The following is a 13,069-nucleotide window of genomic DNA, read 5'->3' as shown; positions in this document are numbered from 1 at the left end:
TCCTTTCGTTCTTATTCTATATTAGAAATTTTTCGCATTCGGGCCATTAAGACCATACTGCTCAAAAAATTCTTCCCGGAAATCAGCAAGGCGGTCGTTCATAATTGCGCCGCGAACTTGCTCCATTAAGTTTAACAGAAAATGTAGATTATGATAAGTAGTAAGCCTAATTCCAAAAGTTTCATCACAACGAATCAAATGTCGAATGTAGGCACGCGAGTAATTCTTACACGTATAGCAATCACACGCCTCATCAATCGGACGGAAATCACGCGCAAATTTGGCGTTTCGAACGACTAACCGGCCTTTACTCGTCATACATGTCCCATTTCTCGCAATACGCGTTGGAAGCACGCAATCAAACATATCAATCCCACGTATTACGCCGTCAATCAACGCATCTGGCGAACCTACACCCATCAAATAACGCGGTTTATTCGCTGGTAATAATGGCGTCGTATACTCCAACACTTCATTCATAATATCTTTCGGCTCCCCAACGGACAATCCGCCAATCGAGTAACCTGGGAAATCCATCGACACAAGATCACGCGCACTTTGCTCACGTAAATCTTTGTACGAACCACCCTGCACAATCCCAAAAAGTCCTTGGTCATGCGGACGCGCGTGCGCTTTCAAACCACGTTCTGCCCAACGAGACGTACGCTCAATCGACTTCTTCATGTAGTCATGCGTCGCTGGATATGGCGGACATTCGTCAAACGACATCATAATATCCGATCCCAACGAGTTTTGAATTTGAATCGCTTTTTCAGGTGACAGGAACAGCTTATCTCCGTTCAAATGATTGCGGAAATGCACGCCTTCTTCCTTAATATCACGCATATCGCTCAAGCTAAACACTTGGTAACCGCCAGAATCCGTCAAAATCGCCTGATCCCAGTTCATAAATTTGTGAAGACCACCTGCTTCTTCAATCAAATCCTCACCTGGGCGTAACCACAAGTGATACGTATTGCTCAAAATAATGCCAGAACCCATTGCTTTGAGTTCCTCTGGAGACATCGTTTTAACAGTTGCAAGCGTCCCCACTGGCATAAACATTGGCGTATCAAAAGAACCGTGCGGCGTGTGAATTTTGCCGAGACGAGCGCCTGTTTGCTTATCAGTTTTTATTAGTTCATAGGTAATCGCAGCCATTTTCTACCTCTTTCTATTTGTGATATCCAAATCATAGCATATCTAAAAAAGCACTGAAAAACAAGTCTTTTCTAGTAAAAAAATAAATTAAGCGTAAATAAACATCGCATCGCCGAAACTAAAGAAGCGATATTCCTGCGCAACCGCGTGTTCATAGGCCGCCATAATTTTTTCGCGATCCGCAAGCGCACTCACTAGCATAATAAGCGTCGACTTAGGCAAATGGAAATTCGTAATCAAGGCATCCACCGCTTTAAACGCGTAACCCGGCGAAATAAAAATCTCCGTCCAACCGCTATCTTCTTGCAATTTTCCATCAAATTTCGACGCAATCGTTTCCAATGTCCGAATCGATGTCGTCCCAACCGCAACAACCTTGCCATCAGCCGCCTTCACGTCATTTAATTCTCGCGCTGCTTCCGCCGTCAAACGATAAAATTCCGAATGCATTTTGTGATTCGCCGTATCTTCCACATCCACCGGTCGGAACGTCCCCAACCCAACATGAAGCGTCAAAAATACCACTTTCACACCTTTCGCGCGCACCTGATTCAACAAATCTTCCGTGAAATGCAACCCAGCTGTTGGCGCCGCTGCAGAACCATTTTCACGTGCAAAAACGGTTTGATATCGATCCTGATCCGCCAATTGCTCCTTAATATACGGAGGCAAAGGCATCTCGCCCAAACGCTCTAATATCTCATAAAAAATACCACTATACTCAAATTGCAAAATACGGCCACCATGTTCCAATTCTTCCAAACAAACCGCAGAAAGTTCGCCATCACCAAACACAATACGCATCCCTTTTCGAATCCGTTTTGCTGGTTTAACAAGCGTTTCCCAAGCATCGCCTTCCGTCTGTTTCAATAACAAAACTTCAATATGCGCGCCCGTCTCCGCCTTTTCCCCGTGAAGTCGCGCCGGCAACACACGCGTATCATTCAAAACAAGCGCGTCACCCGCATGCAGATGTTCCAAAATCGCTGGAAAATGCTTGTCCTCGATGGCGCCCGTTTCCTTATTCAATAACATCAAGCGACTCGACGTCCGATCAAGCAATGGCGTCTGCGCGATTAATTCCTCTGGTAATTCAAAATCAAAATCCTCTACTCTCATTCCGACACACCTTTTCATTCACTTTTCGTTAGTCCTAAATGCTCATAAGCCGCGTCCGTCACCAGTCTCCCACGTGGCGTCCGCTGTAAAAAGCCAATCTGTAACAAATAGGGTTCTTGCATATCTTCAATCGTTTCGCGCTCCTCACCAATACTCGCCGCAATCGTATCCAGACCAACCGGCCCACCACGAAACGAGCCAATAATCGTCGCCAGTAAACGCTGATCAATCGTATCCAAACCTCGCGGATCCACCTGCAAAAGCGTCAACGCCTCACGCGCCAAACTCTCCGTCACCAAACCATCACTACGAACCTGCGCAAAATCACGCACCCGTTTTAGCAACCGATTCGCAATCCGAGGTGTCCCACGCGATCGTCTTGCAATCTCCACCGCGCCATATTTCTCCACTTCCGTATCCAAAATATCCGCCGTCCGCGTCACAATATCCGTCAACTGCTCCTCCGAATAAAATTCCAAATGATCAATCACACCAAACCGATCCCGCAAAGGCGCCGATAACTGCCCAGCACGCGTCGTCGCCCCAATCAACGTAAACGGTGGCAAATCCAAACGCACCGATCGCGCCGTAGGACCCGTCCCAATCACAATATCTAGACAATAATCCTCCATCGCTGGATATAGAATCTCCTCAATCGAGCGGTTCAATCGATGAATCTCATCAATAAACAACACATCCCCCGGCTCAAGCGTCGTCAAAATCGTCGCCAAGTCACCAGGACGCTCAATCGCAGGACCACTCGTCGTACGCATCGCGGTTCCCATTTCATTCGCAATCACCATTGCAAGCGTCGTCTTCCCAAGCCCCGGTGGCCCGTACAAAAGCACATGATCCAGCGCCTCTTCCCGCTGTTTCGCCGCCTCAATAAAAACCGCTAAATTATGCTTCACTTTTTCTTGCCCAATATATTGCGCTAAGGTCTGTGGGCGGAGACTTTTCTCGAAGGAAACTTCTTCTTGATTCACGTTTTCACCAGAAATGATGCGGTCTTCCATATCACATTCCCCTTCCTTACTTCGTCATGAGTTGCAACGCCAATTTAATATAATCATTGCTCGTCAACACTTCTTTTTCCAATTTCGGCAGTACTTTTTTGAGCTCCCGCGTGCTATAACCAAGCGCCTCGAGTGCCAAAACTGCCTCCTCAAGCGCTGGCGGTAACCCATCAGAAATGTCTTTCGTCGCCTTCTGAACCGTAATCTGATCCGCCGCCACATCCGCAAGCTTCCCTTTTAAGTCCAAAATAATCTGGCGCGCCGTCTTTTTCCCAACGCTCGGAAACTTCGTCAAATACACATCGTCCTCCGCCTCAATCGCTGAAATAAGCGGCACAGGATCGCCCGCAGCAATAATCGCAAGCGCACTCTTTGGCCCAATTCCAGACACGCCGAGCAATTTCTTAAACAAATAACGTTCCTCCGATGTCTGAAAACCAAACAAGGAAATATTATCCTCACGCACATGTTGATATAAATAAACCTTGGTTTCCTTACCCTCTAGACTCGAGAATGAAAAAGGATTCCCAGTAATAATTTGATAACCAATGTGACCCGTCTCAATCACAATATACTCCGGAGAAATATCCGTCACCGTACCTTTTATATATTCATACAAAGAAAATGCCCCTCCATCTAAAAATAAATTCACTCCCTCCATGATAGCATAAAAAAGAACATTTGTACTACCACAAATCATTGTTTGCGACATTTTCTCCCGTTCCTACTTGCCACAAACCAAGAAACCGCATACAATAAAAAGACGAGGTGGTAATCATGTCAGAAAAAACAATCGTGACAACCCTGAAAAAATTACTAAACGCCATCGCATCCACCGGCAGCACCACAGACACATCCATGACCAACCATCACATCCATCAAAAACTAAAACAGCTAAAAAAAGAAGAAAAATAAAAAACGGCTTACCGATATCGGTCCAAACACAACAGACAGATACTGGTAAACCGTTCTTTTTTATCCCAAATGCGTAATATTCTCCGCAATCACTGCCGCAGAAGCATCAAATTGTTCCTGTTCCAACGCGTTCAATCGCAACTCAATAATTTCCTTGACCCCATCCTGCGCCAAAACGGCTGGAACTCCGATAGCAATACCACGTTTCCCGTATTCCCCATCGAGCACACAAGAAACCGCCAACGCACGGTGACTCCCGCTAAAAATATTGCGACAAATCTCCACAATCGTCCCAGCGATGCCATATTCGGTACATCCTTTTTGATGATAGATCTCAAAACCAGTATCCCGCGCTCGGTCGCCGATTTCCTTCAAATCAAATTCCATGCCAAACTTCTCCTTGCTGTAAGCGTTGATCGACTTCCCGTACACCGACGAATGCGACCAAACAGGAAATTGCGAATCCCCATGTTCCCCTAGCACAAAAGCATCAATACTCTGCGGCGCCACGTCTAGTTGCTCCGATAACAAGCGACGCAATCTCGTCGTATCCAGCCAAACACCCGTGCCAAGCACCCGATGCCTCGGCAAACCTGAAAGTTGCCACACCTGATACGTAATAATATCTACCGGATTCGCCGCCACTAAGAAAATACCTTCAAAACCATTCGCCATCATTTCCGGAACGATATTCGCAATAATCCGCGACGTACTTTTTAGCTCATCCAGTCTCGTTTGCCCTTCTTTCAAAGCACCCGCCGTCACTGTGATGACCGCGATATCGATATCACGACAGTCCTTCGCCTCACGTACGCTGATTTTCATCATCCCATGCGTAAAAGCCGCCGCATCCGCTAAATCCTTGCGATGGCCCTCCACACGCTCTGTATTCAAGTCAACTAGCACTAATTCCTCACAAATATTCTGATTCACAAAAGCATGCGCTGCCGCCGAACCAACATTTCCAGCACCGATAATCATCACTTTTCTAGGCTTCAAATTAATCATTCCTTCCTCACACAATTCTTGCTCCCATTTTACACAGAAACAAGCAGAAAAGAAAGTAATCGATTTGTTGTAGTTCTTTGAAGCAAAGCGAATTAGAACCTCAATATGCATTCGCGATATCTTGCTTGTTTTGTGTGAAACCAAGTCTTTATAAGCCTCTGCCAGTTAAAAATCTTCATACGACGGTTTACGAGACACGCACATAATGCCCGAAATAAGCAATAACGCGCCTGGAACGATCCATAACAGTTGAATCAGAATAAATCCAGCTCCTCCGACGATGATCAGTCCAATTCCCCAAGCTTTCGGGTTCGATTTAATCATGCACGCCGCAACAATAGCAAATCCAGACATGAAAAATACTAACACGCCCATGCCCATCATGCCAAAGCTAAAAAGCCCACTCCACACATCTTCTGGCATAATTGCAGCGATACCAACCATAAAGAAACCAAATACAATCGTTACTATGGATGCAATCACACCCGTAATCCCGCCAATTAACCCCAACACAAATTCTGCTGTTCTAGTCATTAAATTCTCCTTCTTATTCACGAATTTAAAAGCCCAAAGCCTCTAAAACAAGATTACACTAATATCTGAGCGCTGTAAAGCACCTCAAAATCCATCCGCATTCGTATACACTTCCTGCACATCATCATCGTCCTCTAACGCATCGATCATCCGCTCAAATTGCTCCTTTTTATCATCTGGGACTTCATTTACAACTTGAGGAATCATCGACAATTCAGCCGTTGCAAACGCATATCCAGCCTCACTAAGCGCATCCTTCACATCCGTAAAAGCACTCGCCTCCATATAAACCTCAAAAGCTTCCGCGCTTATCTCCACATTATCCGCCTCAGCCTCAATCGCCTCCAGCATAAACGTGTCCTCATCCACTTCCAAGCCTTCACGCTCAATCACAATATACCCTTTGCGATTAAACATATAGGCGACACTCCCCGTTTCCCCAAGACTGCCACCATTCTTATTAAATGCCACACGCACATTGGTCGACGTCCGGTTCCGATTATCTGTCAGCGTATGTACCAAAACCGCGATACCACCAGGTCCATAACCCTCATACGTAATCTCATCATAATGTTCCCCACTCGTATTTCCAGCCGCCTTATCAATCGCCCGCTTAATATTATCGTTCGGCATATTCACAGCTTTCGCCTTATCCACCACAAGTCGCAACGATGCATTCGTAGCCACATCCGCCCCACCTTTCGCCGCCACAAAAATTTCCTTCGCTAACTTTTGAAAAACTTTCGCTCGTTTGGAGTCCTGCGCATTTTTCCGTCCTTGAATATTCTTCCACTTCGAATGTCCTGCCATAATTCCACCACACTCCCTTAAACTTATTTCTTAAAAGTCTAGCCTAGTTCCCGCGAAACTTCAATAAAAACGATAAACAAAAAATCACGCGGAACCGATTTTACCCGGTCAAGCGTGATTCGACACGTATTATTTCATTTTCACAGGAAGACGATACACATGATATGTCCCCAATTCTCGGGTTTTCCCGCCAAGTAAAGCGATTTCTTCCAACGCATTCTGGACTAATTTCGCCTCACCATCCGAAAGTAAATCAATCAAAAAGAAATACTCTCCAAGCGATGTTTTTAACGGCCGAGATTCAATTTTGCTCATATCAATATTACGCCAAGCGAACGTTGCCAACACTTTATGAAGCGCCCCCGGCATGTTATTCGGTAAAATAACGCTAACCGAAGTCTTCTCTTCTTCCCGATCAGGCAAAGCAATACGCACCGGATTTCGACTTAAAACAACAAACCGCGTCTGATTCAATTCGATATCCTGCGCATTTTCTTGAACGATTGTAAGTCCATACTCGTCAGCCGCCATATACGGCGCGATAGCCGCAACAAGCTCATCTGGATGCTTGCTTACCCATTCCGCCGCATAAGCCGTTGAAGGGGTCGTCTCGCGCTCCACACCATACAGCTCGGTTTGCAAGAACGTGTGACATTGCGCAATCGCTTGAGGATGCGACATCACTTTTTGGACAGAGTGCCAGGTAGCTTTATTATTTGGGTGAACCATGAGATGTTGCGCAATCGGGACGACAATCTCCGCCACAATCGGCACGCTCGAAATATGAAATAAATAATCTAGCGTGATATTAACCGTTCCCTCGAGCGTATTCTCAATCGGAACAACCGCCACATCCACTTTTCCCTTTTCAATCGCCATAATGCAATCTGGAATCGTTGCATAAGCGACCGCTTCCCCATTCGGAAAAGCACTAATCGCCGCTGAATGCGTGAACGTCGCAACCGGCCCCAAATAACCAATCTTCATAAAAATGCCACCCCTTTATTAATCGATGAATTCAAACTCGAAGTCAAACAGACGAATCGTTTCGCCATCTTTCGCACCACGTTTACGAAGCGCATCATCGACACCCATCGCACGCAATTGACGAGAGAAACGTTGAATCGAAGCATCACGTTCAAAATTCGTCATCGCAAATAGTCGTTCTAATTTCTCACCGCTAAGCACGTACGTACCATCCGGATCACGCGTAATCTCGAAATCAGGCGCCTCAGCTTGATATTTATAAAGAACTGTTTCCTCTTCTTCTTTTTCCAACAACTCATCAAGCGGGAATTCCGCCGTCGTTTCCAGTTTATCCGCAATCGTAAGCAACAACGGATTCAGACCTGTCTGCGTCACAGCCGAAATCGGGAAAATTGGAATCTCTTCTTTTAACTTCCCTTTAAAAATTTCTAACTGTTCGTCAGCGCCTTCTATGTCCATCTTATTCGCAACGATAATCTGCGGACGCTCCATCAAACGTAAATTATATTGTTCTAACTCGTTATTAATCGCTAAATAATCATCATACGGATCGCGACCTTCTGATGCCGACATATCAATCACGTGCACAATAACACGCGTCCGCTCAATGTGGCGCAAGAATTGATGCCCCAGACCAACACCTTGGCTAGCACCCTCAATCAAACCAGGCAAATCCGCCATAACAAAACTACGACCATCACACGTATCGACCATTCCTAAATTCGGCACAATCGTTGTAAAATGATACGCCGCAATCTTCGGACGAGCAGCAGAAACAACAGATAGCAACGTCGATTTACCAACACTTGGGAAACCTACCAAACCAACATCTGCCAATACTTTCAACTCTAGTTGGATCGAACGCTCTTGCCCTGGTTCACCATTTTCCGATAATTCCGGAGCCGGATTCGCTGATGTCGCAAAACGTTTATTTCCACGTCCTCCACGACCCGCTTTTGCAATCACAGCCTGTTGACCATGCGCAACTAAATCCGCGATAACCTCACCTGTATCAACGTCTGATACAACCGTTCCTTGTGGTACTTTAATAATTAAATCATCCGCGCCACGTCCGTGCATACTTTTACTCATCCCATGTTCGCCACGCTCCGCTTTAAAACGGCGCTGATAACGGAAGTCAATCAATGTACGCAAACCCTCGTCTACTTCAAAAACAACATCGCCACCATTACCACCATCACCGCCAGCTGGTCCACCATTTGGAACAAACTTTTCTCGACGAAATGCAACCATTCCATCTCCACCGTCACCAGCTCTTACATATATCTTAACTTGATCTATAAACATAATCATTCTCCCGTCCAATTTTATATCATCTGTTCATTATAACGAACTTTACTTGCATAGTCATCCTTTTTCGAAAATATTTTATGGCTGGGTGATTTTTATCCATAGAAAAAGCCTAAACCCACAGGAATGGTTTAGGCTCTTCTTTCATATGTGGCGTCACGTTTGGCGCCTCCGGATCCGGCTTCAACGGCCAGACTCTCGAAAATTTCGTGCCCTCCGCAAAAACCAAGTGCGGGTTTTCACTGCGGCCCCTAACAATTTTTTTCGATTCTAACGGGCCGTTTCAGCACTTCTTTGGATCCGGCTTCAATGGCCAACTCCTCGAAAACTTCACGCCCTCCACAAAAAGCAAGAGCGGCTTTTTCCTACGGCCGCTCCAGTTTTTTCGGAGCTGAACGGGCCGTTTCAGCACTTCTTATTTAAAAGCTTGTGCCGCTTTCACTGCTTTCTTCCAGCCGCCGTATAACTCAGCGCGTTCTTCTTCTTTCATCTCAACTTCGAATTTCTTATCCAATTTCCAATGTCTCTTAATCTCATTCTTATCTTTCCAAACACCGACTGCTAATCCTGCTAAAAATGCAGCGCCAAGTACAGTTGTTTCGCGGTTTTCCGGACGTTCTACTGGAACATCCAAAATATCTGCTTGGAACTGCATTAGGAAGTCATTCGCACATGCTCCGCCATCGACATGTAGCAATTTCAACTCAATGCCTGAATCTTTTTCCATCGCATCCAATACGTCTTTTGTTTGATATGCCAACGATTCCAATGTCGCACGGATGAACTGCTCTTTTTCCGTTCCGCGAGTTAGACCAAATACCGCACCACGCACGTCAGAATCCCAATACGGCGCACCCAAACCTACAAACGCTGGTACAACGTAAACACCATCAGATGACTCAATCCGAGACGCGTAATTTTCCGAATCTCCCGAATGACGCAACATCCGCATGCCGTCACGCAACCACTGAATCGCAGAACCTGCAACGAAAATACTACCTTCTAGCGCATATTCGACTTTTCCATCAATACCCCACGCAAGCGTTGTCAACAGCCCAGTATCCGATTTAACCGCTTTATCTCCTGTATTCATTAACAAGAAACAACCCGTGCCGTACGTATTTTTCGCCTCGCCTTTTTCAAAGCAACCTTGTCCAAATAACGCCGCCTGTTGGTCACCCGCAATCCCAGCAACTGGAACCTCTTCGCCAAAGAAATGATACGGTACCGTAGTGCCATAAACCTCTGAGGATTGGCGAACTTCCGGCAACATCGCTTTTGGAATATTCAACATCTCAAGCAATTCATCGTCCCACTGCAAATCATAGATATTGTATAAAAGCGTCCGCGAAGCATTCGAATAATCCGTCACATGCGCTTTCCCACCAGTCAATTTCCAAACAAGCCACGTATCAATGGTTCCAAATAACAACTCACCATTTTCCGCACGCTCCTGCGCACCATCCACATGATCTAAAATCCAACGAGCTTTCGTTCCCGCAAAATACGCATCAATCAATAATCCCGTTTTGTCGCGAACAATATCATTGTAACCGTCCTCTTTCAGCTGGTTACAAATATCCGCCGTTTGACGAGATTGCCAAACAATCGCATTATAAACCGGATTTCCAGACTCTTTCTCCCAGACCACCGTCGTTTCACGCTGATTCGTAATACCAATCCCAGCAATGTCCTTCGATGAAATATTCGTTTTCAGTAACACGCCCGCAATAACCGCTAAAATCGAAGCCCAGATTTCGTTCGCATTATGCTCTACCCAACCCGGCTTCGGAAAAATTTGCTCGAATTCCTTCTGCTCCACACCGATAATTTCGCCCGTTTCATCTACAATCATCGCTCTTGAACTCGTCGTACCTTGATCTAATGCTAAAATATATTTTTTCTCCATCTAAAATTCCCCCTTCAAAATAAGTATGTCATTTTTTCTAATTTTGTCACGCTTTTTGCTTTTTATCAAGTTGCATGGTGAATAGTAAAATCACAAGGAATAGAGCAACAACTATCCACAGCCAAATTCCGAAATCCTCATTAACAATCGCGTTATAGCCTAATCCACCAAGCGCCCCGCCGACAATCGGTCCTAAAACCGGAACCCAAGAATACGCCCAGTCAGAGCCACCTTTTCCAGCAATCGGCCAAACGAAATGCGCGATACGAGGTCCAAGGTCACGAGCTGGATTAATCGCATAACCCGTCGTTCCACCAAGCGACATCCCGATAACAACAATCAGCCCACCGACAACCAGTGGATTCAAGCCATCCGAAAAACTATTAGCCCCAATCGATAGAAGTCCGAAAATCAGAACGAAAGTACCCAATGCCTCACCGAAAAAATTCGATGTATAATGACGGATCGCCGGCGCCGTGGAGAACACGCCTAATTTTGTAGGTTTGTCTTCCGTTTTTGCCCAATGCGGGTAGTAATGAAGCCATACCAGCGTCGCGCCGATAAAGGCTCCGATAAACTGCGCAGATATGTACGGAAAAACATCTGCCCAAGGAAATTTACCAGCTAAAGCCATACTTAATGTTACCGCCGGGTTTAAGTGAGCCAAACTCATATAACCGGACACATACACACCCATTGTAACCGCCAATCCCCAAGCAATCGTGATGACAATCCAACCACCCGATTCCGCTTTGGAACCTTTCAGCGAAACGCCAGCAACCACGCCTCCGCCAAATAACACTAGGATCATCGTACCCAGTAATTCTCCTAAAAATTGTGTGCCAATACTTGTGTCCATTTATTCCAACTCCTTTTGATTTTTTGGTCTAGACACCGCAACATAACACGCCCCTTGTTACTTATCGCCTGTAACCCTTTTCTTCATTTATTTCAAAAAAAGAATGACAACCAAAACTAAGCACCGCATAAAAGCAGACTTATAGACGTTTTGATTGTCATCTCTTCTCCTGACAAATTTATTAACTTAAAGCTATTAAACCATATCAAGAAAACGCTGTCAACCCTTTAGCCCCATAAGTTCGCTTGTGTTTTATTGCACTTGTCTATGGACTATACCCTAACAGATATGGCAGGTAAACATGATTTTCATGGAAAAATAACGAGAGTGTGGTTTGGAAGTATCATCTAGTAATATAATATGGATTAAAGGCTCCCTTTGTCAGAACGCTCCTACAAAAAGAGACCCCTCAATAGAAGGATCCCTTTAACATATTATGCTTCTTGTGCTACTGGATAAACACTAACTTTTTTCTTGTCGCGACCCATACGTTCAAAACGTACGATGCCGTCTGCTTTAGCGAAAAGAGTATCGTCGCCGCCGCGTCCAACGTTAGTTCCAGGATAAATTTTTGTCCCACGTTGACGGTAAAGGATAGACCCACCAGTCACGAATTGGCCATCAGCGCGTTTAGCACCTAAGCGTTTCGACTCGGAGTCACGTCCATTGGATGTAGAACCACCGCCTTTTTTATGGGCAAAATGTTGAATATCAAATTTTAACATGAAAATTCCACCTCCTACTTTTTGGAGTTAATCGTAATATAATCAGGATAGCTATACGCTAAAGATATCAATTGATGCTCCATGCCTTCCAGCAAGATTTGAACATCCTCACTAGCTCCTAATTCTTCAGGGACAGAATAATAAAGATAACCATCATCCTCTTCCATCACAGGTTCGACTCCCATTCTTTCACTAATCGCATTTACCATGCCAAAAGCAATCGAAGTAGCCCCTGCACACACTAAATCAGCACCTTGTTCGGCGAAATTTGCGTGTCCATCCATCTCAAAAGCAACGATTCGTTCCTCATGCCGAATAAAATCTACATGAATCATACGTATCATCCCCTTTACAAATTAAGCGTTGATTGCATCAATCGTTAATTTTGTATAAGGTTGACGATGACCTTGTTTTTTGTGATAGTTCTTTTTAGGCTTATATTTGAAAACAGTCAATTTCTTAGCGCGACCTTGTTTTTCAACTTTTGCTGTAACTGTTGCGCCTTCCACGAATGGAGCCCCAACTTTAACAGCGTCACCACCAACAAAAACGACTTTGTCAAATGTTACCACATCACCAACTTCACCTGCTAATTTCTCAACATAGATCTCTTGGCCAGCTTCAACTTTAACTTGTTTTCCACCTGTTTCAATAATTGCGTACATACTTGCACCTCCTCATATACTTAGACTCGCCATCATGAGGGGATTGTTAG

The 13,069-nt window shown here is 45.1% G+C and carries 15 protein-coding genes and 1 other annotated feature (1 of these 16 only partly in view); of the genes, 1 reads left to right on the top strand and 14 read right to left on the bottom strand.

Going from position 1 to position 13,069, the window contains the following annotated elements; genetic code table 11:
• Positions 1-21: 21 nt before the first annotated feature.
• The 4 genes from tgt to ruvA form a co-directional block, all read right to left on the bottom strand.
• A complete protein-coding gene (tgt, locus tag DUK53_RS00955; RefSeq protein WP_036089440.1) occupies positions 22-1,161 on the bottom strand; it encodes a tRNA guanosine(34) transglycosylase Tgt in 1,140 nt (379 codons plus the stop codon).
• Positions 1,162-1,248: 87 nt separating this feature from the next.
• Complete coding sequence (gene queA / locus DUK53_RS00950; RefSeq protein ID WP_036133184.1) at positions 1,249-2,280, bottom strand: tRNA preQ1(34) S-adenosylmethionine ribosyltransferase-isomerase QueA; 1,032 nt, start codon at positions 2,278-2,280, stop codon at positions 1,249-1,251.
• A gap of 14 nt (positions 2,281-2,294) precedes the next feature.
• On the bottom strand, positions 2,295-3,296 hold the full coding sequence (gene ruvB, locus DUK53_RS00945; RefSeq protein ID WP_036089444.1) for a Holliday junction branch migration DNA helicase RuvB: 1,002 nt from the start codon (positions 3,294-3,296) through the stop codon (positions 2,295-2,297).
• A gap of 16 nt (positions 3,297-3,312) precedes the next feature.
• Positions 3,313-3,915 carry a Holliday junction branch migration protein RuvA gene (gene ruvA / locus DUK53_RS00940; RefSeq protein WP_036079740.1) on the bottom strand — a complete coding sequence of 201 codons (603 nt, stop codon included), beginning with the start codon at positions 3,913-3,915 and terminating at the stop codon, positions 3,313-3,315.
• A 158-nt stretch (positions 3,916-4,073) separates the two neighbouring features.
• Between ruvA and DUK53_RS17440 the strand changes: the two genes are divergently transcribed.
• Entirely contained in the window at positions 4,074-4,211 is a 138-nt protein-coding gene (locus tag DUK53_RS17440; protein ID WP_156110610.1) for a hypothetical protein, read from the top strand.
• A gap of 60 nt (positions 4,212-4,271) precedes the next feature.
• On the opposite strand, the gene DUK53_RS00935 is transcribed toward DUK53_RS17440, so the two are convergent.
• The 10 genes from DUK53_RS00935 to rplU form a co-directional block, all read right to left on the bottom strand.
• Positions 4,272-5,210 carry an L-lactate dehydrogenase gene (locus tag DUK53_RS00935; RefSeq protein ID WP_036133305.1) on the bottom strand — a complete coding sequence of 313 codons (939 nt, stop codon included), beginning with the start codon at positions 5,208-5,210 and terminating at the stop codon, positions 4,272-4,274.
• A gap of 174 nt (positions 5,211-5,384) precedes the next feature.
• Entirely contained in the window at positions 5,385-5,753 is a 369-nt protein-coding gene (locus DUK53_RS00930) for a DUF4064 domain-containing protein (RefSeq protein WP_036089451.1), read from the bottom strand.
• Positions 5,754-5,837: 84 nt separating this feature from the next.
• Entirely contained in the window at positions 5,838-6,563 is a 726-nt protein-coding gene (locus DUK53_RS00925) for a YebC/PmpR family DNA-binding transcriptional regulator (RefSeq protein ID WP_036133185.1), read from the bottom strand.
• Between the two features lie 129 nt (positions 6,564-6,692).
• Positions 6,693-7,550: a prephenate dehydratase gene (pheA, locus tag DUK53_RS00920; protein ID WP_036089455.1), complete on the bottom strand. Its 858-nt coding sequence runs from the start codon at positions 7,548-7,550 to the stop codon at positions 6,693-6,695.
• Positions 7,551-7,568: 18 nt separating this feature from the next.
• A complete protein-coding gene (obgE, locus tag DUK53_RS00915; RefSeq protein ID WP_124892529.1) occupies positions 7,569-8,858 on the bottom strand; it encodes a GTPase ObgE in 1,290 nt (429 codons plus the stop codon).
• Positions 8,859-9,276: 418 nt separating this feature from the next.
• A complete protein-coding gene (glpK, locus tag DUK53_RS00910; protein WP_036089459.1) occupies positions 9,277-10,770 on the bottom strand; it encodes a glycerol kinase GlpK in 1,494 nt (497 codons plus the stop codon).
• A gap of 46 nt (positions 10,771-10,816) precedes the next feature.
• Positions 10,817-11,629 carry an MIP/aquaporin family protein gene (locus DUK53_RS00905; RefSeq protein WP_036089461.1) on the bottom strand — a complete coding sequence of 271 codons (813 nt, stop codon included), beginning with the start codon at positions 11,627-11,629 and terminating at the stop codon, positions 10,817-10,819.
• A gap of 434 nt (positions 11,630-12,063) precedes the next feature.
• A complete protein-coding gene (gene rpmA, locus DUK53_RS00900) occupies positions 12,064-12,354 on the bottom strand; it encodes a 50S ribosomal protein L27 (protein ID WP_036066768.1) in 291 nt (96 codons plus the stop codon).
• Between the two features lie 14 nt (positions 12,355-12,368).
• A complete protein-coding gene (locus DUK53_RS00895) occupies positions 12,369-12,689 on the bottom strand; it encodes a ribosomal-processing cysteine protease Prp (RefSeq protein WP_036089462.1) in 321 nt (106 codons plus the stop codon).
• A gap of 21 nt (positions 12,690-12,710) precedes the next feature.
• Positions 12,711-13,019, bottom strand: coding sequence for a 50S ribosomal protein L21 (gene rplU, locus DUK53_RS00890; protein ID WP_036066764.1), 309 nt, complete (start codon positions 13,017-13,019; stop codon positions 12,711-12,713).
• Positions 13,020-13,031: 12 nt separating this feature from the next.
• Positions 13,032-13,069 (bottom strand) — a sequence feature (ribosomal protein L21 leader region); it runs 41 nt beyond the window's last position.

The organism is Listeria sp. SHR_NRA_18 (genome assembly GCF_003856515.1).
Taxonomy (GTDB): Bacteria; Bacillota; Bacilli; order Lactobacillales; family Listeriaceae; genus Listeria_A; species Listeria_A newyorkensis.
Note: the sequence above shows the minus strand (reverse complement) of the source record. Positions and strands in the feature narration are given on the sequence as shown.